General features: G+C 70.8%; 28 protein-coding genes and 1 tRNA gene. 19 read left to right on the forward strand and 10 right to left on the reverse strand.

Annotation, left to right across the window (positions count from 1 at the left end; translation table 11 throughout):
• The first annotated feature begins 11 nt into the window (after positions 1-11).
• From AB3M81_RS01310 to AB3M81_RS01320, 3 genes are all read left to right on the forward strand, one after another.
• A complete protein-coding gene (locus AB3M81_RS01310; RefSeq protein WP_412902106.1) occupies positions 12-1,031 on the forward strand; it encodes an NADP-dependent oxidoreductase in 1,020 nt (339 codons plus the stop codon).
• A gap of 190 nt (positions 1,032-1,221) precedes the next feature.
• Complete coding sequence (locus tag AB3M81_RS01315; RefSeq protein WP_412902107.1) at positions 1,222-2,349, forward strand: hypothetical protein; 1,128 nt, start codon at positions 1,222-1,224, stop codon at positions 2,347-2,349.
• Positions 2,346-2,882 (forward strand): hypothetical protein, encoded by a 537-nt coding sequence (locus AB3M81_RS01320; RefSeq protein WP_412902108.1) that lies wholly within the window; start codon positions 2,346-2,348, stop codon positions 2,880-2,882. Before AB3M81_RS01315 ends, AB3M81_RS01320 begins: the two co-directional genes overlap by 4 nt.
• Before the next feature lie 4 nt (positions 2,883-2,886).
• On the opposite strand, the gene AB3M81_RS01325 is transcribed toward AB3M81_RS01320, so the two are convergent.
• Entirely contained in the window at positions 2,887-4,059 is a 1,173-nt protein-coding gene (locus tag AB3M81_RS01325; protein WP_412902109.1) for a low temperature requirement protein A, read from the reverse strand.
• Positions 4,060-4,428: 369 nt separating this feature from the next.
• Between AB3M81_RS01325 and AB3M81_RS01330 the strand changes: the two genes are divergently transcribed.
• From AB3M81_RS01330 to AB3M81_RS01350, 5 genes are all read left to right on the forward strand, one after another.
• Positions 4,429-4,575: a hypothetical protein gene (locus AB3M81_RS01330; protein ID WP_412902110.1), complete on the forward strand. Its 147-nt coding sequence runs from the start codon at positions 4,429-4,431 to the stop codon at positions 4,573-4,575.
• Complete coding sequence (locus AB3M81_RS01335; RefSeq protein WP_412902111.1) at positions 4,572-4,778, forward strand: helix-turn-helix transcriptional regulator; 207 nt, start codon at positions 4,572-4,574, stop codon at positions 4,776-4,778. Before AB3M81_RS01330 ends, AB3M81_RS01335 begins: the two co-directional genes overlap by 4 nt.
• A gap of 78 nt (positions 4,779-4,856) precedes the next feature.
• Positions 4,857-5,219 carry a hypothetical protein gene (locus AB3M81_RS01340; protein WP_412902112.1) on the forward strand — a complete coding sequence of 121 codons (363 nt, stop codon included), beginning with the start codon at positions 4,857-4,859 and terminating at the stop codon, positions 5,217-5,219.
• Positions 5,216-5,503: a hypothetical protein gene (locus AB3M81_RS01345; protein WP_412902113.1), complete on the forward strand. Its 288-nt coding sequence runs from the start codon at positions 5,216-5,218 to the stop codon at positions 5,501-5,503. Before AB3M81_RS01340 ends, AB3M81_RS01345 begins: the two co-directional genes overlap by 4 nt.
• Before the next feature lie 303 nt (positions 5,504-5,806).
• Entirely contained in the window at positions 5,807-6,076 is a 270-nt protein-coding gene (locus AB3M81_RS01350; RefSeq protein ID WP_412902114.1) for a hypothetical protein, read from the forward strand.
• A 63-nt stretch (positions 6,077-6,139) separates the two neighbouring features.
• Here the strand turns inward: AB3M81_RS01350 and AB3M81_RS01355 are convergent, their stop codons facing one another.
• Both AB3M81_RS01355 and AB3M81_RS01360 read right to left on the reverse strand, forming a co-directional pair.
• Positions 6,140-6,613: a hypothetical protein gene (locus AB3M81_RS01355; RefSeq protein WP_412902115.1), complete on the reverse strand. Its 474-nt coding sequence runs from the start codon at positions 6,611-6,613 to the stop codon at positions 6,140-6,142.
• Positions 6,606-7,073 carry a hypothetical protein gene (locus tag AB3M81_RS01360; RefSeq protein WP_412902116.1) on the reverse strand — a complete coding sequence of 156 codons (468 nt, stop codon included), beginning with the start codon at positions 7,071-7,073 and terminating at the stop codon, positions 6,606-6,608. The genes AB3M81_RS01355 and AB3M81_RS01360 overlap by 8 nt, the downstream gene beginning before the upstream one ends.
• A 452-nt stretch (positions 7,074-7,525) precedes the next feature.
• Here AB3M81_RS01360 and AB3M81_RS01365 point away from each other — a divergent pair, with 452 nt between their 5' ends.
• Positions 7,526-8,041, forward strand: coding sequence for a hypothetical protein (locus AB3M81_RS01365; protein ID WP_412902117.1), 516 nt, complete (start codon positions 7,526-7,528; stop codon positions 8,039-8,041).
• Between the two features lie 32 nt (positions 8,042-8,073).
• On the opposite strand, the gene AB3M81_RS01370 is transcribed toward AB3M81_RS01365, so the two are convergent.
• The 4 genes from AB3M81_RS01370 to glnT all read right to left on the reverse strand — a co-directional run bounded on the left by AB3M81_RS01370 (position 8,074) and on the right by glnT (position 10,917).
• Positions 8,074-8,352, reverse strand: a complete 279-nt coding sequence (locus AB3M81_RS01370) for a hypothetical protein (RefSeq protein ID WP_412902118.1) — start codon at positions 8,350-8,352, stop codon at positions 8,074-8,076.
• A gap of 92 nt (positions 8,353-8,444) precedes the next feature.
• Positions 8,445-8,517, reverse strand: a tRNA-Lys gene (locus AB3M81_RS01375).
• Between the two features lie 37 nt (positions 8,518-8,554).
• Positions 8,555-9,538 (reverse strand): alpha/beta fold hydrolase, encoded by a 984-nt coding sequence (locus AB3M81_RS01380; protein ID WP_412902119.1) that lies wholly within the window; start codon positions 9,536-9,538, stop codon positions 8,555-8,557.
• Positions 9,538-10,917, reverse strand: coding sequence for a type III glutamate--ammonia ligase (gene glnT, locus AB3M81_RS01385; protein WP_412902120.1), 1,380 nt, complete (start codon positions 10,915-10,917; stop codon positions 9,538-9,540). Before glnT ends, AB3M81_RS01380 begins: the two co-directional genes overlap by 1 nt.
• A 108-nt stretch (positions 10,918-11,025) precedes the next feature.
• Between glnT and AB3M81_RS01390 the strand changes: the two genes are divergently transcribed.
• Complete coding sequence (locus AB3M81_RS01390) at positions 11,026-11,724, forward strand: TetR/AcrR family transcriptional regulator (RefSeq protein ID WP_412902121.1); 699 nt, start codon at positions 11,026-11,028, stop codon at positions 11,722-11,724.
• 115 nt (positions 11,725-11,839) lie between these two features.
• Positions 11,840-13,147, forward strand: coding sequence for an ammonium transporter (locus tag AB3M81_RS01395; RefSeq protein WP_412902122.1), 1,308 nt, complete (start codon positions 11,840-11,842; stop codon positions 13,145-13,147).
• Positions 13,148-13,180: 33 nt separating this feature from the next.
• Here AB3M81_RS01395 and AB3M81_RS01400 read toward each other — a convergent pair whose 3' ends face one another.
• Positions 13,181-14,656 carry a polysaccharide pyruvyl transferase family protein gene (locus tag AB3M81_RS01400; protein WP_412902123.1) on the reverse strand — a complete coding sequence of 492 codons (1,476 nt, stop codon included), beginning with the start codon at positions 14,654-14,656 and terminating at the stop codon, positions 13,181-13,183.
• A 210-nt stretch (positions 14,657-14,866) separates the two neighbouring features.
• Between AB3M81_RS01400 and AB3M81_RS01405 the strand changes: the two genes are divergently transcribed.
• The 4 genes from AB3M81_RS01405 to AB3M81_RS01420 are packed head-to-tail and all read left to right on the forward strand — an operon-like array spanning position 14,867 to position 17,770.
• Positions 14,867-15,724 carry a Rossmann-like and DUF2520 domain-containing protein gene (locus tag AB3M81_RS01405; RefSeq protein ID WP_412902124.1) on the forward strand — a complete coding sequence of 286 codons (858 nt, stop codon included), beginning with the start codon at positions 14,867-14,869 and terminating at the stop codon, positions 15,722-15,724.
• Positions 15,724-16,566 carry a pantoate--beta-alanine ligase gene (gene panC / locus AB3M81_RS01410; protein ID WP_412902125.1) on the forward strand — a complete coding sequence of 281 codons (843 nt, stop codon included), beginning with the start codon at positions 15,724-15,726 and terminating at the stop codon, positions 16,564-16,566. The genes AB3M81_RS01405 and panC overlap by 1 nt, the downstream gene beginning before the upstream one ends.
• A 4-nt stretch (positions 16,567-16,570) precedes the next feature.
• On the forward strand, positions 16,571-16,987 hold the full coding sequence (gene panD / locus AB3M81_RS01415) for an aspartate 1-decarboxylase (RefSeq protein ID WP_412902126.1): 417 nt from the start codon (positions 16,571-16,573) through the stop codon (positions 16,985-16,987).
• A 6-nt stretch (positions 16,988-16,993) separates the two neighbouring features.
• Complete coding sequence (locus tag AB3M81_RS01420) at positions 16,994-17,770, forward strand: type III pantothenate kinase (protein WP_412902127.1); 777 nt, start codon at positions 16,994-16,996, stop codon at positions 17,768-17,770.
• A gap of 124 nt (positions 17,771-17,894) precedes the next feature.
• On the opposite strand, the gene AB3M81_RS01425 is transcribed toward AB3M81_RS01420, so the two are convergent.
• On the reverse strand, positions 17,895-18,620 hold the full coding sequence (locus tag AB3M81_RS01425; RefSeq protein WP_412902128.1) for a glycerophosphodiester phosphodiesterase: 726 nt from the start codon (positions 18,618-18,620) through the stop codon (positions 17,895-17,897).
• Between the two features lie 103 nt (positions 18,621-18,723).
• On the opposite strand from AB3M81_RS01425, the gene AB3M81_RS01430 reads away from it, so the two are divergent.
• Both AB3M81_RS01430 and lysS read left to right on the forward strand, forming a co-directional pair.
• The gene (locus tag AB3M81_RS01430) at positions 18,724-19,305 is read left to right on the forward strand and encodes a 1-acyl-sn-glycerol-3-phosphate acyltransferase (RefSeq protein ID WP_412902129.1); all 582 of its coding nucleotides are present in this window, start codon (positions 18,724-18,726) and stop codon (positions 19,303-19,305) included.
• Between the two features lie 70 nt (positions 19,306-19,375).
• On the forward strand, positions 19,376-20,833 hold the full coding sequence (lysS, locus tag AB3M81_RS01435; RefSeq protein WP_412902552.1) for a lysine--tRNA ligase: 1,458 nt from the start codon (positions 19,376-19,378) through the stop codon (positions 20,831-20,833).
• A gap of 3 nt (positions 20,834-20,836) precedes the next feature.
• Here lysS and AB3M81_RS01440 read toward each other — a convergent pair whose 3' ends face one another.
• Positions 20,837-22,183 (reverse strand): dipeptidase, encoded by a 1,347-nt coding sequence (locus AB3M81_RS01440; RefSeq protein WP_412902130.1) that lies wholly within the window; start codon positions 22,181-22,183, stop codon positions 20,837-20,839.
• Positions 22,184-22,338: 155 nt separating this feature from the next.
• Between AB3M81_RS01440 and AB3M81_RS01445 the strand changes: the two genes are divergently transcribed.
• The gene (locus AB3M81_RS01445) at positions 22,339-23,352 is read left to right on the forward strand and encodes a heme-binding protein (RefSeq protein WP_412902131.1); all 1,014 of its coding nucleotides are present in this window, start codon (positions 22,339-22,341) and stop codon (positions 23,350-23,352) included.
• A 141-nt stretch (positions 23,353-23,493) separates the two neighbouring features.
• A complete protein-coding gene (locus AB3M81_RS01450; protein ID WP_412902132.1) occupies positions 23,494-25,998 on the forward strand; it encodes an ATP-dependent Clp protease ATP-binding subunit in 2,505 nt (834 codons plus the stop codon).
• Positions 25,999-26,209 lie beyond the last annotated feature (211 nt).

Genomic DNA, 26,209 nt, shown 5'->3' on the forward strand with positions numbered 1-26,209 from the left:
TCGGAGGACGCATGACGATCACGACGCGCGAGATCCATCTCGCCCAGCGCCCCAGCGGCCTCCCCGGCCCCGAGACGTACCGCTTCGTGGAGCGCGAGCTGCGGGAGCTGCGCGACGGCGACGTGCTCGTCGAGAACGTCGTGCTGTCGGTCGACCCGTACATGCGGCCGCGGATGAACGACGTCAAGTCGTACGTCCCGCCGTTCCGCCTCGACCACGCCCTCGACGGCGGCGCGATCGGCCGCGTCGTCGAGTCGCGCTCCGAGCGGCTGCCGGTCGGCAGCCTCGTGCGCCACCAGCTGGGCTGGCGCGAGCACGCGGTCGTCGCGGACCGCTTCGCGCAGCCGGTCGAGCTGAACGGGCACCCGTCGTCCTACTACCTGGGCGTGCTGGGGATGCCGGGGCTGACGGCGTATGCGGGACTGTTCGACGTCGCGGCGTTCAAGGCCGGCGACGCCGTCTTCGTGTCGGCCGCGGCCGGCGCGGTCGGCAGCCTCGTCGGCCAGTTCGCCCGGCTCGCCGGCGCCGAGCGCGTCGTCGGCAGTGCCGGCTCGGCCGAGAAGGTCGCCCTGCTGGTCGACGAGCTCGGCTTCGACGCTGCGTTGGACTACCGCGAGTCGCCGATCGAGCCGCAGCTGGCCGCGGCGTTCCCGGACGGCTTCGACGTCTACTTCGACAACGTGGGCGGCGACCACCTCGCCGCCGCGCTCGAGCACATCCGCGAGTGGGGCCGCGTGGCGCTGTGCGGCTCGATCTCGGGCTACAACGAGGCCGGCACGCCGATGCTGCCGGGCAACATGTTCAAGGCGATCGGCAAGCGGCTCACGATGCGCGGCTTCATCGCCAGCGACCACGGGGACCTGCGCGAGGAGTTCGAGGCCGTCGTCGGCCAGTGGCTCACCGAGGGCGCCGTCGTGTACCGCGAGACCGCGTGGGAGGGCCTCGACGCGATGCCCGAGGCGTTCTCCGGCATGCTCACCGGCTCCAACGTCGGCAAGGCCTACGTCCGCCTGCTGCCCGACCCGGCCTGACCGCGGCCCTCCCGAACCGCGAGTGGCGCAAAGCCGCCCGCCACTCGACGAGTGGCGGGCGTTTCTGCGCCACTCGCGACCCCGGTTCGCGCCACTCGACGCGCGCCGTTGACGCCGCCCCCGGACGGGCGCATGGTGGTCCTGAAGGGGTCGCGGCGCTCGTCGCGACCGGCGGATTCGGGGGAATCTGATGAGGCGGCTCTCCGCGATCGCCGTCTCCAGTGCCGTGCTGCTGGGGACGGCCTGCCTCGTGTCCCAGGCGGCGGTCGCGAGCGATCCCGCAGCGCTCGTCCACGGCCGGGTCAGGCTGACCGACGGCACCGTCCCGGCTCATGCCCGGGTCCACGTCTTCGCCGAGCCGCGGTCGGCCGACGCCCTCGCCACCGGGCAGGGGTTCACGGCGGTGACGATCGGCTCGGCGACGACGGACGCCTCGGGGCGCTACGCGATCCGCTACGAGGGCGGCACGAGCCTGCGGCGCCTCGCCGACGCCACCGGTCGCCTCAGCCTGCACGTGCTCGTCGAGTCGGGCGGCCGCGCCCACGCCAGCCTCGTGCAGCCCACCGTGACCGTGCCGCGCGCCACCGCCCTCGCGGCGGCCGGACCGGACGTCGTGGCGAGCCTGACTGACGCCCGGCCCGCCGCCCGGATCCGCCCCGGCCGGGTCACGCGCCTCGCCGCGCGCGCCTCGGGACCCGCCCTGCCGACGGCGCTGGTCTCGGTGGTGCGCGACTACGGACCCCGGCGGACCGTCGTCGGCACCTGGTACAGCGACGTCGCGGGCGTGACGCAGCAGTTCCGGTACCAGCGCTCCTCGAGGAGCACCCTCGGCGTGGCGGTCTCGTCGAGCGGCAGAGCGGGCACCTTCAAGGCCGGCGGCACGCGCACGGAGTCGTCGACGGCGGCGGTCGGGTTCGGCACGCAGAGGGGCAGCGGCGGCTGGCGGTTCGCGACGCGGTTCCGCTACCAGAAGCGGGTCTACACGTACTGCGCGAACGGGGCCTACTGCTACCAGCAGTACAAGATCGAGCCCACGTCGTGGGTCGGTGGCGCGTCCGTGACGCGGGCTCCGGCCTACGCGGCCACGAAGTGCGTCCGCTACGCCAAGGGCACGGACTTCACGATCTCGACGTCGAAGGCGTGGACCTTCTCGACGGGCGTCAGCCCGAGCGGGATGACGGTCGTGGACCTGAGCTCGCGGACGGGCTTCAGCAGCACCGCGAAGCAGACGATCGCGTTCACCTCCCGGGGGAGGCTGTGCGGCAAGCGCGGCTACCCGGGCGGCAGCCCGCAGGCGCTGAGGGCGAGGCCGTGGTGAGGGCGCCGCTGTGGGCGCTGACCCTCGTGGCCGCGGTCGCCCTGTGCGTCGCCTGCCGTGCGCAGGGCACCACCGCGCCCTTGGTCGAGGACGGCTACGGGGGCGAGTACTGCCAGCCCACCGCCGGGACCGTGCGCCTGACCTACGGTGCCGGGATGCCGGAGAACACGTCGGACTCGCCCGTGCGCGTGACCGGCGTCGAGCTGACCCACGCGGTCGGCATGGAGCTCGTGGGCGCCAAGCTGATGCAGGTGCCCGCCCACGGTCCGGGCGAGGCCATCGGCGCCCTCGGCGGCTGGCCGCCCGACTTCGAGGGCGACCGCCGGCTGGAGGCCGACTTCGACGCCGCGCCTCCGCTCGACGGCGCGGTCATCCCGCCGAGTCGCACCGAGATCCCGCACTTCGTGGTCGGCATCCGGGCCACCCCGGGTGGTCATGCCGGCCCGGTCAAGGTGACCTACACGTCCGAGGGGGACGAGTTCACGTGGACGGGCAGGCTGACCTACCGCGCCGCGGGCGCCGGCGGCTGCTGAGGACTCAGGCGCGCACGGCCTTCCCGGCCCCGCGGGTGTCCCTCAGGTCCGCCACGACCACGGCGACGAGGATCGCGACGAGCAGCGCCGAGACGACCACGGCCGGCAGGTGCCCGCCGGCCACCGCCACGAGGAGGCAGCCGAGCACGCCTGCGAGGCTGCGCACGCTGACGGTCCGCGCCATGCGGAAGCGCAGCGCCGCCTGGCTCAGCAGGTACAGCGCGGGTCCGCCCGCCGCCACCCACAGGTGGGTCGTGGAGAGGTGGTGCGTGGGGTGCGCGATGACGAGCTCGTCGCCGAGGGCGGCGAGGATGATGCTCGCGACGATCAGGACGTGCCCGTACGTGTACACGTCGCGGGCCATCGCGGTGCGCGTGGACTCCTCGTCGAGGGCGTGCTCGGCCAGCTCCGCGATGGACGCGAAGTACAGCCACCAGAGGGCGGCCGTGCCGGCGAACGCGAGGCAGAAGGCCAGCACGGTGGGGCCGTCGAGCGGGAGCTCGGCGGTCGTCGCGCCGGTCGTGATGATCGTCTCGCCGAGCGCGATGATCACGAAGAGCCCGAACCGCTCCGCGAAGTGGCCGGTCTCGACCTGCCAGGTGCGGCCGCCGAGGTGAGGACGGCGGGGCAGCCAGAAGAACACGAGCGGTGCGCCGTAGTCGAGGGCGAGCGCGACGATCCACAGCGCGACCCGCATCTCGCCCTCGGCGAGCCCGCCCGCGATCCAGAAGACGCCCGCGAACAGGAACCACGTGAGGATCCGCGCGGCCCGCTCGCGCTCGGGCGTGCCCCGGTCGGCGGCGGCGAAGGCGACGAAGGCATGGCGGCTGACCTGGATGGCGAGGTACGCCGCCGCGAACAGCAGGCCCCGCTCGCCGAAGGCCTCGGGGATGGCGATCGCCATGAGCAGGCTGGCCAGCATGAGCCACATCAGCAGGAGCCGGACGGGAACCGACTCCGCGTCGAGCTCGTTCGTGGCCCACGTCGTGTAGTTCCAGGACCACCACACGGCGAGCAGCACGAGGACCGACTGGCCGACGCCCACCCACGTGAGGTGCTCGAGCAGGGAGTGGGAGACGCGCGTGATCGCGAAGACGAACACGAGGTCGTAGAAGAGCTCGAGCGTGGTGGCGCGCTGGCCCTGGACGTCGGCGCTGCGGCGCACGGGACGGATCACGGATCGGAGACTATCCCGCGCCAGGCGGCCGGATCGGTCGGCGCGCGACGCCGCGAGGAGTACGCCCCGTGGGACTCGAACCCACAACCCGCGGATTAAGAGCCAGCCGGATCCCGTGTCGGGTGGTGACGACTGATGCGTGCCCGTCCGTTTCCGTCCGGGTTTCCAGAAACCCCGTGTCGGGTAGTGCCGCGCCCGTTCACCGGTTCGCCGCGCGTCCGTTCCCACAGCGTTCCAACATCACAGCAGTGTCGGACCCGGGCGGGAGGGTTCACTCATGAACGATTTCAACGAGGCGCCCCGGTCCACGAGCGCCGCTCCGAGGCGATCGCCCGCGCCGGCCGGACGCTGGCGAACGGTCGCCGCGCGATGGCGCAGATGACGCCGCGCGAGCAGGCCGAGGCGGCGTACACGCCGACTGGTCCGCCGGTGGACGAGCTCGAGGACCGCATCCGCGCACGTCGCGGGTTGCCGCCCATCGAGCGTGGGCATGACATCACGGAGGGTCACGAGTGATCAACCAGCTGCTGTCAGTCGCCGCGGTGGCGGAGACGCTCGGGTGCTCCCGTGGTCATGTCTACAACCTGATCGCCGCCGGCGCGTTCCCAACCGTGAACATCGGCTCCGGCACGCGCCCCAAGACCCGAGTCCGCGAACGTGACGTCATCGCGTTCGTCGACCACCGCACTACATCGATCGAGAGGAGGTCCGACACCTAGACGCAAGACGGCCCCGCCACGCGCGGCAACGCGTGACAGGGGCCTTGATCCGAACCTTCCAACGCAAGGAACGAACCCATGAAGAACCGTACTGCCGGCGTCGGACAGAACGACGCCATCTCCACAACGATCGACCGCGTCCGCGTCCGCGGCCTGGCATCTTCCGACTTCGTCGAGTTCCAGAACGACGACGGCGACGAGCTGAAGGCCGCCCTCGCGCGGGCCGACTTCGACGACATGGGGCGAGGCGAAGGGCTCCTGCGTCTGTCGCCTGAGTCGCTGCTCCTCGTCCGCTTGGGCATAGACGGCGACTACATCACAGCTTCCTACGTCGCGCCGGCATCCGGCTTGCGCGCCGAGGACGTCATCGACAGGGCGATCGCAGGCCTCGAGGACCTGCACGGCCAGCTCATCTCGTGGCGGAAGGCTGATCTAGGATGAGCGCCGAAAAGGACGACGGGAGCCGTCCCGCGCCTATCCTCGACGAGCGCAAGCGGGCTGACGATGATCAGCACTTCTGCCTGGTGCCCGACCTCGAGATCGCGCACGAACTGGGCGTCGACGTCCGAGCGTTCTGTGGTGTCTGGAACAAGCCGTTCAAGCCGGGCGCCCTCGTCGAGAAGGTGCGGGATCCAGAGGGACGGGCGTGGGTCGTGCCCGAGTCGCAGGACTGCCGCGAGTGCATCGCTGTGCTCGAGGCCAACTGGGGAGACGTGAACCGATGAGCACGACTGGATGCCCGTTCTGGTGTGTCCCCCACGGGGTCGAGCGACGCGAGACGTTGCGGGTGCGTTGCGAACCTGAGCCTGTACGTCTCGAGCCCGGTGCTGAGCCGCTAACGCTCCGGCTCGTTCGACCCCCTGGTCGGTCCCGGGCGATCGTGGAGAGCGTCGTGGGTGCCCAAGTGGCGCTCGTTCCAGTTCAGGACGTGCAGACGCTCATGACGTCTTTGCGGATGCTCGTCGGAGACGCCGACGAGGCGAAACCACTCCGTGGCACCCCGGCGCCTAGTGGCGCACCAAGTTCTGTTGGGCGAGTACGAGGGTGAGGATCCGCCATGGGTCTACCCAATTGAACCGCTAGCTCATCAGGTCACGCTGGCTGGCGGCTTCCAGAAGGCCGCGTGTGAGCTGACGCAGCGGGATCAAGGGCGGCTCGAGCGTGCGTGGCTGCGCGGTGTCGCGGCGGGGTACGTGACATGGAGGGAGGCCGACGCGATCGCAGTTGGGGTGCTCGGCCTGCACCCGTTCGCGGTCTGGGGTGATGGCTGGTTCGGGACGCTGACTGAGAATCGCTAGACCAGAGAACGGAGAAGGCCGGCCCGAACCTGATGGTTTGGGCCGGCCTTTCCAGGGGTCGGGTCAGGCGTCGATCAGTTCCGTCTCGAGAGCGCGAAGCTCGGCTTCCCGCGAAGACAGCAAACGCTGCGACGTGAGCTTGCTTTCCAAGTCTTTGATGACCTGGTCGAACAGGTCAGCAGCACCCGCATAGAAGTCGCGCCAGGCGTTGTCGTCGGCCACGAAAGCGATGACACCGCGGCGGGAGTACGCGAAGACCGAACGAGAATCGGAAAAACGCTCCCGGATCCATGCGCTCATGGCGTCGACGGAGGGGAAGGAGTTGGGGACCGAGTCAGGGTCGAGAACCGTGTAACCCCACGCGATGGGGGCGGACTCGTCATGAACCTCGCCGACTGCCGCGAACAGAACGAGGTCGCCATCAGCCTCGAACGTTCCAGCGGAGGGCAGCTCGTACCCGTGCCAGACGTCGAGGTTAGAGGCCTCAGGGCAGGGCAACCAAGGCTTGCGTCCAATGTAGATCTTTGCGTCAGTCATTTCGGTTCACCCCTTTCGGGTTTGCTTCATTGAAGCATGCGTTGACATCATCCGTCACATCCGGCGGCCAAGGGGCGGTCCCATGATCCAGCGGTGCTTCAGCCGGCCAGACGAGCGAGACGTGGAGTCCGTCGGCGACGCGGCCGGGGGTATGCATGACGGCGATACCAGCATTGCGCAGGTCCCCAACTGTCGCATACCGGACAACGGCTGTCTCAAGCATTGGACGAACACGACCTGTCGAGGTCATGAGCGCCCAACACTCTTCCGGCGTGAGCTGACCACGTTGCACCGAGAAGTCGATCTCCTTGTCAACGTCTGGCTCACGACGGAACTTCTCAGGCGACGGAGCCCACTGCGTGACCGTTTCCTCATTCTTGAGGCAGTCCTCTGGTCCGTCGGAGCAAGTGCAGACGCGTTTGGCGAGTGCCCGACGACGGTCCTCCTGGGTCTGCACCACACGCGTAGCCTAAGGCAGTCGACGCACACAGGACGCGAACTCGTGCCCGTGGGCGTCGACCTGCGTACCACGCCCGCGGGGCAGGCACCCCAGTTTGCAGTCGACGGTCATCGGATTCGTCCTGTTCCCGCGGTCAAGGGTTAGCGCCTTCGCGCTCGTTCAAGGGGTGCGCCCTGTGCAAGCCCCACAAGCGCCGCGGCGCGGCACCCCGCCCCGGGATGAAGCGAGCGGGATGCCGATCCCCCGTGTGACGGAGGGACATCCCGCTCACGTTCACTCTACGTGAGCCTGCAGGGTGTGGGTATGAAGAAGGAGGCGGGATGCCAATCCCCCGCGTTGCGGAGGGACATCCCGCCTCTCTCGAGTCTACGACCACTCCTAGGGGCCTGACGGGGAGCGAAGCGTGCCCCGGGTGGAGCGATTCCGTCACCCGCTGTGGCTACGGTCGTGCCATGGAATTCAGCGCTCATGACCCTGCCGTTCGGGCTCGCCTGGACAAGGTTCGGTGGGACGGCGAGTTACTTCCCCGTCCGCTGTGGCTGCCCTACCTGACGTTGATTGGTGACGCAACGCCTCTCGCGACGCTGGTGGAGCGTCAAGAGACCGGATCGGGGGTCCGCATGGCGGTTCACGCGCTCCTCGAAGACTCCGTAGTGACCGTCGAAGGAGCTGGCGGCAAGGAGTGGGCTCGTGTCCGTTACGAGACCGACGCTGCGCCCGAAAAGCTCGAGGCAAGACTGATCAACCTCACCCGATGCCCGCTCCGTCTAGAGATCCAAGCGGCGTACAGCTACAACGATCGTGGCACTGGGACCCACTTCTATCGGCCATCCTTCACGCTGCACGTCGGCGACGACGTTTCCGCTTCCTTCCCCTCGTTGGGTGAGGGCGGCCGTTGCTATCCGGACCCGGACGAATTCCAGACCCTCCTCGTCAAGACGGTCCAAGGGGCAACCATACGCCGTTGAGGCGAAGCCAGAAGCCGCACGACATCAGCGCATCACTCGTTCGTCTCAATGTGCTGTTGGCCGGCCTGGACGAGCGCGCCCGCCTGCCGGCCGTTGATGGACAGGTCCGCCTTGATGACGATCCGCGAGACCATCTCGACGACCCGGTTGTAGTCGGACTGGGACGCGCCCGAGGGGGTCGGCTGCCGGCCCGGCCCCGACGTCAGCGTCGCGTACGAGAGCGGACTCGCGGGCCTGCAGGACGCGTATTCGCGGGCCGTCATCGCCTCGGCGAAGCGGCCGTCGGCGAACGCGCCCACGCCGCGCGGCACCGGTGTTCCCAGACTGTTCCCACAGCCCGGCAAGTCGGCCACATCGTCCTCGGTGCCGACGATCAGCCCTTGGGATTCCGCGCCGCGAGGAGTACGCCCCGTGGGACTCGAACCCACAACCCGCGGATTAAAAGTCCGCTGCTCTGCCAATTGAGCTAGAGGCGCCCGGCCCCAGTCTGCCAGTCGTCCTGCGGGTCGCTGCTCAGCCGTCGCCGAGCAGGTCCCGGACGGCCACCGCGATCGCGTCGGTCTCGGCGGCGCGCACGCCGGGGCGGCCCGCCACGTGGCCGAGGTCGGAGGCGAGCGGCCTCAACTCCGCGCCGGGGACGAGGCTCGCCTCGACCGCCGAGTCGGCGACGGTGAAGTACTGGTCCGTCGTCGACGGCATGACGATCGTCCGCGCCGTGATGGACGCGAGCGCGGCCTCGTACCCGCCTCGGCCCCGGCCGACGTCGCCGGACTGCCACGTGTCCATCATCGCGAGCAGGTCGTTCGCGTCGCGCCCGGCGTGGTCCTGCGCCCAGTCCTCGAGGACGGCCTCCACGGAGGCGTACCCGAGCTCGCGGTACGTGCCGTGGTGGAAGAAGTCGCGCGAGTACGCCCAGCCTGCGTACACGCGACCGAACGCACGCAGGCCGGCCACCGGCGGATCGGTGTACGCGCCCCCGGCGAAGGCGGGGTCGGCCTGCAGCGCCGCGCGCACGCCCTCGAGGAACACGTGGTTGTGCGGCGAGCAGCGCGCGGCCCCGCAGACCGGCAGCAGCGCGTCGACGCGGCCCGGCTCGGCGACCGCCCACTCGTACGCCTGCATCGCGCCCATCGACCAGCCCATGACGAGGCGCAGCCGGTCGACCCGGAGGTGGTCGAGCAGCCGTCGCTGCGCCCGCACCTGGTCGCGCACGGTCACGAGCCCGAACGCGCCGGCGGTGTTCGACGGCGACGTCGAGACCCCGTTGCCCAGCATGTTCACCACCACGACGAACCACCGGTCGGTGTCGAGCACGCGCCCCGGGCCGATCCACGGCTCGTAGCTGGCGTGCGTGCCCGTGTAGTACGACGGCACGAGCACGACGTTGTCGCGGCCGGGCGCGAGCCTGCCGTGGCTGACGTACGCCAGCTCGGCCCGCAGGCTCGCACCGGACTCCAGGGTGAGGGAGTCCAGCGCGAGCCGCTGCAGCCCGCTCATCAGAAGAACGTGAGGTAGCGGTCGGTCTCCCACGAGGAGACGTGCGCCTGGTACGACTCCCACTCGGACCGCTTGAGGTCGATGAACGAGTTGTAGAGCGCCTCGCCGAACACCTCGCGCGAGAGCGAGTCCGCCTGGAACTCGTCGATCGCCTCGGACAGGTTCCGCGGCAGCATCCCGATGCCGAGCTCGGCGATCTGCGCGTCGGAGTAGTCGTACATGTTCTCGGTGTGCGGCGCGCCCGGATCGATGCGCTCGCGCACGCCCTCGAGGCCGGCGGCCAGGATCATCGCCGCGCCCAGGTACGGGTTGCAGCTGATGTCCGCGGCGCGGCACTCGACGCGCCCGCCCGCCAGCGGCACGCGCAGCATGTTCGTGCGGTTGTTGTCGCCGTAGCTGACGAACACCGGCGCCCACGTGGAGCCCGACATCGAGCCCTTGCGGACGAGGCGCTTGTAGCTGTTGACGGTCGGCGCGATGACCGCGCTGATCGCCTTCGCGTGGCGCAGGATGCCGCCGATGAAGTGGTACGCGATCTCCGAGACGCCGACGCCGTGCGTGTCCTCGCCCTGCTCGAACAGGTTCGCGCCCGTCTCGAGGTCCTTGAGCGACATGTTGAAGTGCGCGCCCGAGCCGGTGCGGTCCGCGAACGGCTTGGGCATGAACGAGGCGAAGTGGTCGTGCTTGCGCGCGATCTCGCCGGCCATCATCCGGAAGAACGTGACGCGATCGGCCATCGTGAGTGCGTCCGAGTACGTGAAGTCGATCTCGAACTGGCCGCGCGCGTCCTCGTGGTCGAAGGAGTAGACGTCCCAGCCGAGCTCGTCCATCGCCTCGACCAGCTCGGTCAGCCAGGCGAAGTTGTCCAAGGTGGTGCTGAGGTCGTAGCAGGGCTTCTCGGCGGTGTCGCGGTCCGAGACCTCGGTGACGCCGTCCTCACCCCGGCGCAGGACGAAGAACTCGGTCTCGATGCCGAGGTTGAAGCCCAGCCCGAGCTCGGCGGCGGCGGCGAGCTGGCGCTCGAGCACGTGGCGGGCGCCGGCCTCGAACGGCCGGCCCTCGGTGAACAGGGTCGAGGGGAAGTAGACGACCTCGGGCTTCCACGGCAGGCGGAAGCCGCGCGCCAGGTCCGGGTGCGCCGAGACCTCCTCGTCGCTGATGTCCTGGGGGACGCCGTCGAGCGCGGCGCCGGTGAACAGCTCCGAGCCGGCGGCCATCTGGGGCAGGTGGCCGATCGGGACGACCTTGCCCTTGAGCCGGCCGTGCACGTCGGTGAAGCCCGCCATGGCGTAGCGGACGCCCGACGCGGCCAGCTGCTGCTGCAGGGCGGCGACGTCCACGTCCGGGGCGGTGGTGGGGGTCGTGTCGATGGCGCTCATGGTGGTCCTCCTGCGATACGGTTTCAATGACTCATCGAAAGCATGCGCAGGAGATATTTCGATAGGTCATCGAAACTGTTGCCTGCGTGTTAACTCGTCCGGAGAGCCATGACCGAGACCCCCGCTGCCCGCTCCGTCGGCCGTCCCCGCCGCACGGGCGTCGCCGGCGCCGACCCGCGCCGCGAGATCCTCCAGGCGGCCTCGCGGCTGTTCGCCGAGCGCGGCTACGCGCAGACCACGATGACCCAGGTCGCGCGCGAGGTGGGCCTCGGCCAGTCCTCCCTCTACTACTGGTTCCGCTCGAAGGAGGACCTGCTCAAGGCCCTCGTCAGCGCCAACCGCGAGTCGCTCGACGTCGCCGAGCGCCTGGCCGCCGGTGACGCCTCCCCGGCGGTGCGGCTCTACGCGGTCCTGCACGCCGACGTCCTGCAGATGTGCGGGGGCGCGCTGGACTTCTACGACCTCGAGCGTGCTGCGGGGTCCCAGCCGGACGTGTTCGCCGAGGTGCTCGCCGACTATGGCCGCTTGCGCCAGGCGCTGGAGGACATCGTCGCCGCGGGCGTCGAGGCGGGGGAGCTCGTCGCGCCCGACGCGCGCCTCGCGGTGCTGGCGTGCCTCGCGCAGACCGAGGGCGTGCAGCACCGCTTCCGCGTGCCGACGCCGGACGAGACCGGACGGCCGGCGGCGCTCGCGACGGCGCAGGACGCCGCGCGACTCGCCGCGACCACGGCCGTGCGCGCCCTGCTGGCCGATCCCTCGGCCCTCGAGGAGGTCCAGCGGCTGGCCCTGCGCGAGCTCGAGGATTAACGGAACGGAAACAGATTCGATGCGTCATTGAAAACCGTCGGACGGAGTCTTTCGATGACGCATCGAATTGTGGGTGCGTCAGTCCATCGCTCTGACCGACCGGAGGCGCACGCCCATGGATCCCACGACCGCCGCCAACACCGCCTGGCTCCTGACCGCGATCATCGCGGTCATCCTCATGCTGCCGGGACTCGTCCTGTTCTACGGCGGGATGGTCTCGCGCCGCACCACGACCAACATGATGATGATGGTCTTCGGCTCGTTCGCGCTCACGGCCTTCGTCTGGGTCGCGTTCGGCTACTCCGCCGTCTTCGGCGACTCCGTCGGCGGGCTGGGCCTCATCGGCAACCCGCTCGAGAGCGCCGGCCTCGGTGACCTGCTGGTCGCGCAGGAGGGCGACGGCCTGCCGCCGCTCGCGCTGGCCACGATCCACCTCGGGTTCGCCGGCCTGACGATCGGCATCGTCGCAGGTGCCGCCGCGGACCGCATGAGGTTCGGCGCCTGGATGGCGTTCGCCGCCGTCTGGGTGGTGCTGTGCTACCTGCCCGTCGCCCACTGGACGTTCGCGTTCGACGGCGAGGGCACGCAGGGCGGCTGGCTCGCGAACACCCTCGGCGCCGTGGACTACGCGGGCTCGACGCCCATCCACGTCAACTCCGGCATCGCGGCCCTCGCGCTGGCGATCGTCCTCGGCCGCCGGCGCACGTGGCCCGTGCAGCCCAAGGCGCACAGCCTGCCGCTCGTCCTGGCCGGCGTCGGCCTGCTGCTGACGGGCTGGCTCGGCTTCGACGGGTCCGCCCTCGGTGCGGCCGACAACGACGCCGCGGTCGCCATCTTCAACACGCTCGCCGCCGCGTGCGCCGGCACGTGCGCCTGGCTCGTCGTGGAGAAGCTGCGCGACGGACACGCCACGACGCTCGGAGCCTGCTCCGGCGCCATCGCGGCGCTCGTCGCGATCACCCCGTCGTGCGGCACGGTCTCGCCGCTCGGCGCGCTCGCGGTCGGTGTCGTGGCCGGCGTCGTCTGCTACTTCGCGGTGAGCCTCAAGCGCCGCTTCGGCTACGACGACGCGCTCGACGTCGTGGCGCTGCACCTCGTCGGCGGCATCGCCGGCGCCCTGCTGATCGGCCTCATCGGCCACCCGGACTCGCCCATCGGCGAGGCCGGTCTGCTGTACGGCGGCGGCGTCGCGCTGCTGGGCAAGCAGGCCGTCGCGCTCCTGGCGACGTGCGCCTGGACGTTCACGCTGACGTACCTCGTCGCGACGGTGCTCGACAAGACGATCGGCATCCGGGTCACGGACGAGCAGGAGCGCGAGGGCCTCGACCGGGCCCTGCACGCCGAGAACGCCTACGAGGACACCGGCGAGCTGGCCCACCAGCCGCGCGGCCACGCGGAGCAGCAGCACTACCTCGAGGTCTGAGCGGCGCGGGGCGGCGCCCTCCGGGGCGTCGCCTCAGCCGCGACCGAAGGAACGGCGCAGCCGCCGCACCACGCGCGAGAGGAACCCGCGGGCCGTGGTGCGCTCCAGCCGCTCGAGGCGGGCCGAGAGCTCCTCGATGCGGCGCTGCTGCGTCTGCAGGCGCTCGTCCCGCTGGGCGGCCAGCCGGGCGTGACGCGAGCCGGCGCCTTGGTAGGTGGGCACCTCGAACGGGTACTGGTAGCGCTTCGGGTGGCGCGTCATGTCGATGACCATGGCGTGGCGCAGCCAGTCGAGCCGGGCGGCGACCTCGTGCAGGTCGGGCGCCGCGAGCGTCTGCACCCCGGGCGGGAACGAGGACTCCGCGAGCCGCTGGTCGAACTGCGAGCCGTCGCGGCCGGCCTGCCAGCGGTGCTCGAGGCCGTTGCGCTCGAGGAACGCCGTGTAGCGGCCGAAGCGCTCGGGCATCGCCTCGTTGAACGGGGCCAGGTCCGTCGCCTCGTACAGCTCCTCGACCGAGACCGGCTCGCCGAAGTGCGGCTGGACCCGGTGCGGCATCCGGTGGTACTCGGCCAGCTCGAGCGTGCGCGAGTCGTGCGCCAGCATCATCGCCGGCGTGCCGGCCAGCAGCGCCGCCACGTTGCCGTGGAAGCGGGTGCCGTACGCGAAGTCGCGCTGGGCCAGGAAGTCGTACCAGGTCCAGGTGTCCGTGAAGAGCCGCATGCGGTCCTGCTGGTACAGCGGGTGGCGCAGGTGGGTCGGCACGAGCGGGTCGTCGACGTGCGGGTGCGGGGTGCCCCACAGCAGCAGGCGCAGGTCGTGGGCGTCCTGGCCGATGTAGACGAGGTTCGGGTGCCGCTCGGCCTGGTCCGTCGCGAACGCGCCGATGCCGGGCACCTCGGGGGTGAGGTTGAGCGCGAGGGCAGCCTCGGTGCCGATCGCGTCGAGCTTCTTGTGGACCTGCAGGTCGGGGCCGTGCAGGAACAGCGAGGGGCAGCCGATGACGTCGACCGCGTCGGCGGGGAAGCCCAGGTGGACGAGGAAGTCGCGGGTGAACTCGCCGCGCACGCCGATCGACGCCGAGCGGTCGAGGACGGCGGAGACGAAGCGGCGGGTGACGTCCTCGACGCTCGCCAGCGCGTCGAACGAGCGGTCGGCGGGGGCCTGCGCGCCGATGCCGATCACGGTGACGGGGATCGTGAGCTGCTCGATGAGGATCGCGAGGTTCTCGAGCTTCTCGGCGAAGTCGTCGCGGAACGAGTTCGCCATGGGCACGACGAAGTGGTCGAACTCCTCGTCGATCCGGCGCGCGTCGTCGGCGCGGGCGGCACGGCGCTCGCTCAGCGTGGAGTTCGCGACCAGCTCGTGGGGGGCGACGTCGAGCGCCTTCCACACCGAGTGCTGGAACAGGTGGTTGCCGCTGTTGGAGTTGAAGACGTCCTGCGTCAGGGTCGTCTCGGGAGCGACCGCCGTGAACGGGTCCTTGCCCGCGCGGATCAGGATCCGAGCCATGGCGCCAGTGTGGCAGAGCGGACCGTCCCGGAGCGCCGGTAGTGACGTTCCCGGGTCCTGCGGCGGCGTGTCGTCCCCGGAGGCGGCACTCTCGGCGCTCGGCCGACGTGACGGTGGTCACCCCTGCTTTCGCATCCGCCGCACGGGCGTACACTGGCGGGGTCACTTTGTCTGGTACCCGCTCCGGGACTGGAACGAAAGGCAACACACATGACGCACCCTCGCGTGGGTGTGGTCGGCGCCGGCCGGGTCGGTGCCGTCCTCGCCGCCCGGCTGCAACGCGCCGGGCACGACATCGTCGCCGTCAGCGGCCGGTCCACGGCCTCGCAGCTGCGCGTGCAGACGCTGCTCCCGGACGTGCCGCTGCTCGACCGCGCCGAGGTCGTCCGCCGTGCCGAGATCATCGTCCTGGCCGTCCCCGACGACGCGCTCGCCGACGTCGCGCTCGAGCTCGCCCCGCTCCTCGGCCCCGGCCGCCTCGTCGCACACACCAGCGGCCGCCACGGCCTCGAGGTCCTCGCGCCGCTCGCGCACGCCGGTGCGCACACCATCGCGATGCACCCCGCCATGACGTTCACCGGCACCGAGGTCGACCTCGACCGCGGCTGCGTCTTCGGCGTCACCGCCCTCCCGGCCGATCGCGATGTCGCCGAGACCCTCGTCGCCGAACTGGGCGGCACCGTCATGTGGGTCGACGAGGCCGATCGCGCGACCTACCACGCGTCGCTCGCCCACGGCGCCAACCACCTGACCACGATCGTCACGCAGGCGATGGACCTGCTGCGCGAGATCGGCGCCGAGGACCCCGCCGCCGTGCTGCGCCCGCTGCTGTCGGCCGCGCTGGACAACACGCTCGCCTACGGCGACGCCGCGCTGACCGGCCCGGTCGCCCGCGGCGACGTCGACACGGTCCGCGCGCACATGGCCAACCTCGCCGACCCGTCCACGCGGCGCACCTACGCCGCGCTGGCCACCGCCACCGCCGACCGCGCCGAGACCACCGGCCGGATCGACACCGACACGGCCGACGCCGTCCGCACGGCCGTCATCCGCGAGAAGGTCCGCTGATGCCCACCGTCGTCCGCACTGCGGCCGAGCTGCGTGCCGCGACGTCCGGCACCGTCGCCCTCGTCCCCACGATGGGCGCGCTGCACGACGGCCACGTGAGCCTCATGGAGTACGCGCGGCCGCTCGCCGACACGCTCGTCGTCTCGATCTTCGTCAATCCGACGCAGTTCGCGCCGGGGGAGGACCTCGACGCCTACCCGCGCACGTTCGACGAGGACCTCGCCCGCTGCGAGGCCGCCGGTGTCGACGTCGTGTTCGCGCCCGAGGTCGCCGAGATGTACCCGGCCGGACTGACCGACACGATCACGGTCGACCCGGGCCCGCTGGCCACGATCCTCGAGGGCGCCGCCCGTCCCACCCACTTCCGCGGCGTGCTGACGGTCGTGTCCAAGCTGTTCGGCCTCGTCCGGCCCGACGTGGCCGTGTTCGGCGAGAAGGACTACCAGCAGCTGACGCTCATCCGCCTCATGGCGCGCGAGCTGTGCCTGGGCGTCGAGGTCGTGGGCTGCCCCACGGTCCGCGAGCCCGACGGCCTCGCGATGAGCTCGCGCAACCGCTACCTCGAGCCGTCCGAGCGCGCGCGTGCCGCCGCGATCTCGGCGGCCCTGCGCGCCGGCGCCGACGCCGGCCCCGACGGCCCCGACGCCGTCCTCCACGCTGCCGGGAAGGTGCTGGCCGACGCCGGCATCGACCCGGACTACCTCGTGCTCACCAGCCCCGACCTCGGACCGGCCCAGCCCGGCCGCGAGGCCCGGCTGCTGGTGGCCGCCCGAGTGGGCCGTCCCCGCCTGCTCGACAACTGCGCGGTCCCGCTGGGGGCCGCGATGGAACAAGGGAAGTGACCCGATGCTGCGCACCATGATGAAGTCCAAGATCCACCGCGCCACCGTGACGCAGGCCGACCTGCACTACGTCGGCTCGGTGACCGTCGACGAGGACCTGCTGGACGCGTCCGACATCCTGCCGGGCGAGCTCGTGCACATCGTCGACGTCACCAACGGCGCCCGCCTGGAGACCTACACGATCGCCGGCCCCCGCGGCTCGGGCGTCATCGGCATCAACGGCGCCGCCGCGCACCTCGTGCACCCCGGCGACATCGTCATCCTCATCGCGTACGCGCAGGTCGAGGACGCCGAGGCCCGCGAGCTGCAGCCGAGCGTCGTGTTCGTCGACGCCGACAACAAGGTCGTCACGCTGGGCCACGACGCCGCCGAGGTGCCGGCCGACTCCGGCCTCAAGCGCGGCGACCTCGTCACCGTCTGAGCCGGCATGACGCTCCTGGCGATCGACGCGGGCAACGCCGAGACGCGGATCGGGCTGTTCGACGGCGACGAGCTCGTGAGCGACTTCGTCGTCGCCTCCGACGAGCGCCGCACCTCGGACGAGTGGTTCCTCGTGGTGGACGGCTTCGTCCGCCGCACGGGCCTGCCCGACGTGTCCGAGATCGTCATGTGCTGCACGGTCCCGGGCCTGTTGGTGACGCTGCGGCGCGCGTACCGGCGCTACTACGACCGGCTGCCGGTGTGGATCGTCGGCCCGGGCGTGAAGACGGGCGTGCCGATCCACACCGACAACCCGCGTGAGGTCGGCACGGACCGCATCGTCAACGCGCTCGCGGCCAAGGAGCTCTACGGCGGGCCGGCGATCGTCGTCGACCTCACCGGCACCGCCACGGTGGTCGACGCGATCGACGCGCAGGGCCGCTACCTCGGCGGCGCGATCGCCCCGGGCGTCGAGGTCTCGCTGGAGGCGCTCGCCAAGCGCAGCGCCCAACTGCGCAGCGTCGAGATCACGACGCCGCGCGACGTGATCGGCAAGAACACGGTCGAGGCGCTGCAGTCCGGCACCGTGTTCGGCTTCGCCGGGCTGATCGACGCGATCGTGGAGCGGATGATCGACTCGCTCGGCGAGGACCCCGAGGACGTCTCGGTCATCGCCACAGGCAGCCACGCGGCGGTCGTGCTGAGCGAGTGCGAGACCATCACCGCCCGCAACTCCCACCTCACGCTGGAGGGCCTGCGGCTCGTCGCCGCCAAGAACCGCTGAGCCGCGGGTGCGGTCCCCGCGCCCGCGACGACTTTTGGAACGCGTTGCACCGTTTCCGACGGGGCGAAGGTGGAAACCGTTCCAGAAGTCGAGGCGGGGCCGAGTGGGCCGAGCGGCCGAGCCGTCAGACCAGCGCGGGGCGGGCGACCGTCACGTCGTTCGTGGTGACGGCGTCCACGCCGAGGTCCCGCAACCGGGCGACCTGGCGCGGGTCGTCGACGGTCCACGCGGTGAGCAGGCCGCCCGCCGCATGGACGCGCTCCACGAGGCGGCGGTCGATGCGCCGGGCGCTCACGTGGAACTCGTCGAAGCGGTGCAGGTCGTCCGCCGTCGGCGGCCGCGTCGAGACCAGCCCCACCGCGTGGTGCAGCGGCAGCGCGGCCTCCGCGACGTCGCGGTCGAAGCTCATGAGCGACACGCGGCCGCGTCCACCGAGCTCGTCCAGGACCGCGCGCACGTAGGACCGAGGGTCCACCGGCGCCGGCTTGAGCTCGACCGACAGGCGCACGTCGGAGCCCTTCAGGGCGTGCACGACGTCGCGCAGCGTCGGGATCGGCGTGCCGGCGAACACGCCGGACTTCCAGCCGCCCGCGTCGAGCATCGCCAGTTCGGCGAGCGTGAACCGCTGCACCGGCACGCCGACCTTCGACGGCTGCACGTCGGCCAGGTTCGTGGTGCGCAGGGGCGAGCGGTCGTGCATCAGCACGATCGAGCCGTCCGCCGTGGGCTGCACGTCGATCTCGACGCCGTCGGCGCCCAGCCGCACTGCCTCGCGCAGGGCGGGAATCGTGTTCTCCGGGTGGGTGATGCTGTGCCCCCGGTGGCCGTTGATCCGCAGGTGCTCGGTCATGTCTCCACGGTGCGCGCCGAACCTGACCGTGAGATGAACAACGCCTGTGGGTCTGCCGAACACTGGGGACGCCGACGGAGCCGGACGACGCTAGCCTCCCCGCATGAGGATCTTGCGCCTGATCGCCGCCGCCTACTGGTCCGTGAGCCGGTGGAGCCTGAGGACCGAGCCCGCGCCGAAGGGCCCCACGATCCTGGTGGCCGGCCCGCACACCTCGAACTGGGACTTCGTCCTCATGCTGGGCATCGCCTGGAGCTGCGGATTCCGTCCTCACTTCCTGGGCAAGAAGGAGCTCTTCCGCGGCCCCGCCGGGCCGCTCATGCGGGCCCTCGGCGGCATCGAGGTCGACCGCAAGAACCCCGCGGGGCTCATCGACATGCTGATCGAGCGGGCGCGGTCGGGCGAGGACTTCCAGCTCGTCATCACGCCCGAGGGCACGCGCGGCAACGTCAAGCTGTGGAAGTCCGGCTTCTACCGGATGGCGCGCGAGGCGGACGTGCCCGTCACCCTGGGCTACTGCGACCGCACCACGATGACCGCGGGCCTGGGCCCCACGATCCGCCTCACGGGCGACGTGCGCGCCGACATGGACGTCATCCGTGCCTTCTACGCCGACAAGTCCGGCGTCCGCCCCGAGCGCCGCGTCGAACCGCGCCTGGCGGAGGAGGACCGCGCGGCCGGGTGACCGGCGCCGACTAGACTCGTGCCTCGTGACCGAGACGCCTGAGCTCCCCGAGGACGACCTGCCCGAGCAGATGCGGGTGCGCCGCGAGAAGCGCCAGCGACTGCTGGACGCGGGCGTCGATCCGTATCCGCTGCTGGTCGAGCGCACGCACACGATCCGCCAGGTCGTCGAGGCGAACGACGCCGAGCAGCTCGGCCCCGACGCCCACACCGGCCAGGTCGTGTCGATCGCCGGGCGCGTCATCTTCCTGCGCAACACCGGCAAGCTGTGCTTCGTCCGCCTGCGCGAGGGCGACGGCACCGAGATCCAGGCTATGCTGTCGCTCGCCGAGGTCGGCGAGGAGTCGCTGGCCGACTTCAAGTCCCTCGTCGACCTGGGCGACCACCTCGTGGTCACCGGCGAGGTCATCACGAGCCGTCGCGGCGAGCTGTCGGTGATGGCCACGCGCTGGCAGATCGCGGCCAAGACGCTGCGTCCGCTGCCCGTGGAGCACAAGCCGCTCTCGGACGAGGCCCGCACCCGCATGCGCTACCTCGACCTCATCGTCCGCGAGGACGCGCGCCAGAACGTGCGCGTGAAGGCGGCGGTCCTCAAGTCGCTGCGCGCCACCCTCGACCGCCACGGCTACATCGAGGTCGAGACGCCCGTCCTGCAGCACACGAACGGCGGTGCCGCCGCGCGTCCGTTCCACACGCACCTCAACGCGTTCGACGAGCCGGCCCTGCTGCGCATCGCCCTCGAGCTGCACCTCAAGCGCGCCCTGGTCGGCGGCATCGACAAGGTCTACGAGATCGGCAAGACGTTCCGCAACGAGGGCGTCGACAACACGCACAACCCCGAGTTCATGATGCTCGAGGCGTACGAGTCCTACGGCTCCTACGACACGATGGCCGAGCTCGTGCGCGACCTCGTCGTCGACGCCGCGCGGGCCGTCGGCAAGACGGTCGTCCCCGGCCGCGACGGCACCCAGATCGACCTCGAGCAGCCCTGGCGCCGGGCCACGATCCACGAGCTGGTCGGCGAGGCCGTCGGCGAGACCGTCGACATCGAGACCTCCGAGGACCGGCTGCGCGAGCTGGCCGACCGCCACGAGGTCTCCCTGCAGGACGGCTGGGGCGCCGGCGAGATCGTGCTGGAGCTGTTCGAGAAGCTCGTCGAGCACACCCTCATCCAGCCCACGTTCGTGTGCGACTACCCCGAGGCCGTGCGCCCGCTGGCGAAGAAGCACCGCACCACGCCGGGCCTGGTCGAGGCGTGGGACCTCATCATCAACGGCGTCGAGCTGGCGCCGGCGTACTCCGAGCTCAACGACCCCGTGATCCAGCGCGAGCGCCTCGAGGAGCAGGCACGCCTCGCGGCCGCCGGCGACCCCGAGGCGATGGACGTCGACGAGGACTTCCTGCGCGCCCTGGAGTTCGGCATGCCGCCCGCGGGCGGCATCGGCCTAGGCGTGGACCGCCTCGTGATGCTGCTGCAGGGCATCGGCATCCGCGAGGCGATCCTCTTCCCCGTCCAGCGTCGCGAGTAGCCCTCAGCCCTGCGCGAGGTTGCGCAGCAGGAGCGCCTCGGCGAGGACGACCCGCTCGAACTCCGCCAGGTGGAGGCCCTCGTTGGCGCCGTGGGCACGGGTGTCGGGGTCCTCGACGCCCGTGACCAGCACGCTCGCGTCGGGGAACGTCTCGAGGAACTCGGCGATGAACGGGATCGAGCCGCCGATGCCCATGTCCACGGGCGCCGTGCCGTCCCACGCCTCGGTGAACGCCGCGCGCGCCGCCTCGTAGGCCGGGCCCGTCGCGTCGATCGAGGTCGCCTCGCCGGTGTCGACGACGGTGAACGTGAGCTCGGCGCCCCACGGGACGTGCTGCTCGCAGTGCCTGCGCAGCGCGGCGACGGCGCTCTCGGCGGTGTCACCGGGCGCGATGCGCATCGAGACCTTGGCGCGGGCGGACGGCACGAGCGTGTTGCTGGCGCCGTCGACCGCGGGCGCGTCGAGGCCCGTGACGGACAGCGACGGCTTGGTCCAGAGGCGCTCGACGACCGGACCCGAGCCGATCCACTCGACGCCGGGGTGGGCGCCCGACTCGGCGCGCAGGCGCTCCTCGGGGTACTCGACGTCGGCGGCAGGCCCGCTGTGCAGGCCCTCGACGGCGACGTTGCCGGCATCGTCGTGGAAGGAGGCGATGAGCCGGCTCAGCGTGATGAGGGCGTCCGGGACGAGGCCGCCCCACATGCCCGAGTGCACGGCGTGGGTCAGGGTGCGGACCTCGATGTCCGCGCGCACGAGTCCGCGCAGGCTCGTGGTGAGGGCGGGGACGCCGATGTCCCAGTTGGCCGAGTCGGCGATCACGATGACGTCGGCGGCGAGCCGGTCGCGGTGCCGGCGCAGCAGCTCGGGCAGGGTGTCGGAGCCGACCTCCTCCTCGCCCTCGACGAACAGCGTCACACTGACGGGCAGGTCGTCGCCGAAGACGCGCAGCGCCCCCAGGTGCGCCGCGATGCCGGCCTTGTCGTCGGCCGCGCCGCGCGCGTAGAGCCGGCCGTCGCGCTCGGTCGGCTCGAACGGCGGCGTGTCCCACTCCGCGTGGTCGTTCTCGGGCTGGACGTCGTGATGCGCGTAGAGCAGGACGGTGGGCGCGCCGGCGGGTCCGGCCTTGTGGCCGATGACCGCGGGGGCTCCGCCGTCCTCGCGCGCGCTGACGATCTCGACCGAGTCGAAGTTTTCGGCGCGCAGCAGGTCGGCCACGGCCTCGGCGCTGCGCCGCACCTCGTGGGCGCGAGCGGGATCGGCGCTGACCGAGGGGATGCGGACGAGATCCTCGAGATCACGGCGGATCTGGGGGAGGAGCTGCTGGACCTTCGCGCGGATGTCGAGACTCATGGACCCAACCTAGGACCGCGCTCGGACACCGGCCCCGCTGAGGGGCGGCCGCGGTATCAGCGCCCGGGCGCGGGCCCTCGTTCCGGATGTCAGTCCGCAGGAGCGTCCCCCGGGACGCCGGAGCCGGAGACCTTCCACACTCGCAGAGGTGTCCCATGCAGACCATCTCGGACACGCGCCATGCGCCCCAGATCCGCCAGGTCGTCGACGCCGTCGTCGGCGACGACGCCCTCGGTCCCTTCACGCTCCTGCCCGGCACGTGGTCCAACGAGCCCGGCCTGCCCGGCCGCGGCTGGAACATGATCGCGTTGCCGTTCGGCCCGCCGTCGGGCGCGACGTTCAGGCCGCCCTACCGGCTGCTGATGAACCAGTACGACGAGAACCTCGTCTTCGACCTCGTCGACAAGGCGGTGCCCAACCGCGGGATCGCGCCGTCGGCCGACGGTCCCAGGCCGGCGGACCAGCTGCTCGTGACGCTCGACTACGAGCAGGGCATCAAGCAGCTGGCGGCCGAGGACTTCCCGGCGACGACCCTCGGCGGGCCGCCGGGAGCGGCGATCCACCACGAGCCGGGGCTGTTCCTGCACCTCACGGACCCGCTGGACGAGGACAGCACCGAGATCGCGCGGCTCGCCACGATCCCGCACGGGGACTCGGTCTTGGCGATGGGCACCGTGCGGGTCATCGACGGGCCGCCGCAGATCCCGGCGCTCAACGCGCTGCCGCTCGGCGTCGTCCAGGACGTCGAGGCCAACAGGTACCTCCAGCCCTACAAGCACTTCCGGGACAACAGGTTCCGCGGCCTGTTCGACCCGATGGACCCCACGGCGCTGCTGACGGCCGCCAACGAGGGCGTCGACATCGTCCGGACGACGGAGCTCACCTTCGACAGCACCCTGCCCACGGGAGGGATCTCGAACATCCCCTTCATCACCCGGCAGGCGAACGCCTCGGAGATGAGGTCCACGTTCTGGATCGAGGAGGTGCGCGAGGAGGACGGGAGCAACAGCCTGCGCCTGCAGTACCTGCAGATCGTCCAGCTGGACTTCTTCGACCGTGCCGACGCCGGCCCGGGCCGGATCAAGTGGCCGCACGTCAGCATCAACACGCTGGCGAAGCTGCCGCCCGAGGAGACGCCCGATCGCGCCTACAAGGTCATGCCGTCCTGACGCCCGGGTCGTGCATTCCGCCCACAGCGAACAGCGGAAGTCCCTACCACCTGTGACGGTTGAGTTAAGCGTCTGGACATGGCGAGTCGGCTCACGTGAGGCCGTCTATGCTGAAAAGACCAGTCCAGCAGAGGGGACGACATGTTCGAACGATTCACCGACCGGGCCCGACGAGTCGTGGTGCTCGCGCAGGAAGAAGCGCGCATGCTCAGCCACAACTACATCGGCACCGAGCACATCCTGCTGGGCCTCATCCACGAGGGTGAGGGCGTTGCCGCCAAGGCTCTCGAGAGCCTCGACATCTCGCTCGAGGCGGTTCGCGGGCAGGTCGAGGACATCATCGGCCAGGGCCAGCAGGCTCCCAGTGGGCACATCCCGTTCACGCCGCGCGCCAAGAAGGTGCTCGAGCTGAGCCTGCGGGAGGCGCTCCAGCTGGGCCACACGTACATCGGCACCGAGCACATCCTGCTCGGTCTCATCCGCGAGGGCGAGGGCGTCGCCGCCCAGGTCCTCGTCAAGCTGGGCGCGGACCTGAACCGCGTCCGCCAGCAGGTCATCCAGCTGGTCAGCGGCTTCCAGGGCAAGGAGACCGAGTCGTCCGGCGCCTCCTCCGAGGCCCCGGCCGCCGCCTCCAGCGCGGTCCTCGACCAGTTCGGCCGCAACCTGACCCAGGCCGCCCGCGAGGGCAAGCTGGATCCGGTGATCGGTCGCGACGACGAGGCCGAGCGCGTCATGCAGACGCTCAGCCGCCGCACCAAGAACAACCCGGTGCTCGTGGGCGAGCCCGGCGTCGGCAAGACCGCCGTCGTCGAGTCGCTCGCGCAGGACATCGTCCGCGGCGACGTGCCCGAGACGCTCAAGGACAAGCAGATCTACACGCTCGACCTGGGCGCCCTGGTGGCCGGCTCGCGCTACCGCGGCGACTTCGAGGAGCGCCTCAAGAAGGTGCTCAAGGAGATCCGCACCCGCGGCGACATCATCTTGTTCATCGACGAGATCCACACCCTCGTGGGTGCGGGTGCCGCCGAGGGCGCGATCGATGCCGCCAGCATCCTCAAGCCGATGCTGGCCCGCGGCGAGCTCCAGACGATCGGCGCCACCACGCTCGACGAGTACCGCAAGCACTTCGAGAAGGACGCGGCGCTCAACCGCCGCTTCCAGCCGGTGCTGGTCAACGAGCCCTCGGTCGGCGACTCGATCGAGATCCTCAAGGGCCTGCGCGACCGCTACGAGGCGCACCACCGCGTCTCGATCACGGACGACGCCCTCGTCGCGGCGGCCACGATGGCCGATCGCTACGTGAGCGACCGGTTCCTGCCGGACAAGGCGATCGACCTGATCGACGAGGCCGGTGCGCGCCTGCGCATCCGCCGCGCCGCCGCCCCGCCGGAGTTCAAGGAGTTCGACGAGCAGATCGCCGACGTCCGCCGCCGCAAGGAGGGCGCGATCGACGCCCAGGACTTCGAGCTCGCCGCCAGCCTGCGCGACGAGGAGAAGAAGCTCATCGCCGCCAAGAGCGAGCGCGAGCGTGCCTGGAAGTCGGGCGACCTCGACCAGGTCGCGGTCGTCGACGAGCACCTCATCGCCGAGGTCCTGGCCAAGGCGACCGGCATCCCGGTCGGCCAGCTCAGCGAGGAGGAGTCCAGCCGCCTGCTCCACATGGAGGAGGAGCTGCACAAGCGCGTCATCGGTCAGGACGAGGCCATCAAGGCGCTCTCGCGGGCGATCCGTCGCACGCGGGCGGGCCTGAAGGACCCCCGTCGTCCGGGCGGATCGTTCATCTTCGCCGGCCCCTCGGGCGTCGGCAAGACGTGGCTGTCGAAGGCGCTGGCGAACTTCCTGTTCGGCGACGACGACGCCCTGATCCAGCTCGACATGTCCGAGTACAGCGAGAAGCACACCGTCTCGCGGCTGTTCGGCTCGCCTCCGGGCTACGTCGGCTACGAGGAGGGCGGCCAGCTCACCGAGAAGGTGCGCCGCAAGCCGTTCAGCGTGGTCCTGTTCGACGAGATCGAGAAGGCCCACCCGGACATCTTCAACTCGCTGCTGCAGATCCTTGAGGAGGGCCACCTCACCGACGGTCAGGGTCGCGTCGTCAACTTCAAGAACGCCGTGATCATCATGACCACCAACCTCGGTGCGCGTGAGATCTCCAAGGGCGTCAACCTGGGCTTCGCCCAGGCCGGCGACGCGGTCGGCACGTACGAGCGGATGAAGGAGCGCGTGGCGACGGAGCTCAAGCAGCACTTCCGTCCCGAGTTCCTGAACCGCGTCGACGAGGTCATCGTGTTCCCGCCGCTGACGCAGGACGAGATCCTGCAGATGGTCGACATGATGGTCGGCTCGCTGGAGGACCGCCTCGGCGAGAAGGACATCGACATCGAGCTCACGCAGGCCGCGAAGGAGCAGCTCGCCAAGGTCGGGTTCGACCCGGTCCTGGGCGCGCGACCGCTCCGTCGCACGGTCCAGCGCGAGGTCGAGGACGCCCTGGCCGAGAAGCTGCTCTACGGCGAGCTCCACGGCGGCCAGATCGTTTTGGTCGACTACGTGGACGGTGAGTTCACCTTCACCGGCACGTCGAAGGGCGAGCTCGAGCTGCCCGAGGTGCCCCCGGCCGTCGAGGCCGGCGCCGGCTCCGAGGACTGACGCCACGAACGAAGGGCCCGGGTCATCACGACCCGGGCCCTTCGTCGTGTCCGGACACGGTGGCCCGGCCCTGCGAAAGACCTGCAACGGCAGCGCGAAGCGCGCCCGGGTCGGGTCTGCCGTAAGCGCTCCCGGGCGCTGGTCGAAGCTGACGAATCATGCCGAAAATAAACTTGATGTCAGTTTCAATGTGACCTAGCCTACACGCATC

The organism is Aeromicrobium jepli, assembly GCF_047246605.1.
Taxonomy (GTDB): domain Bacteria; phylum Actinomycetota; class Actinomycetes; order Propionibacteriales; family Nocardioidaceae; genus Aeromicrobium.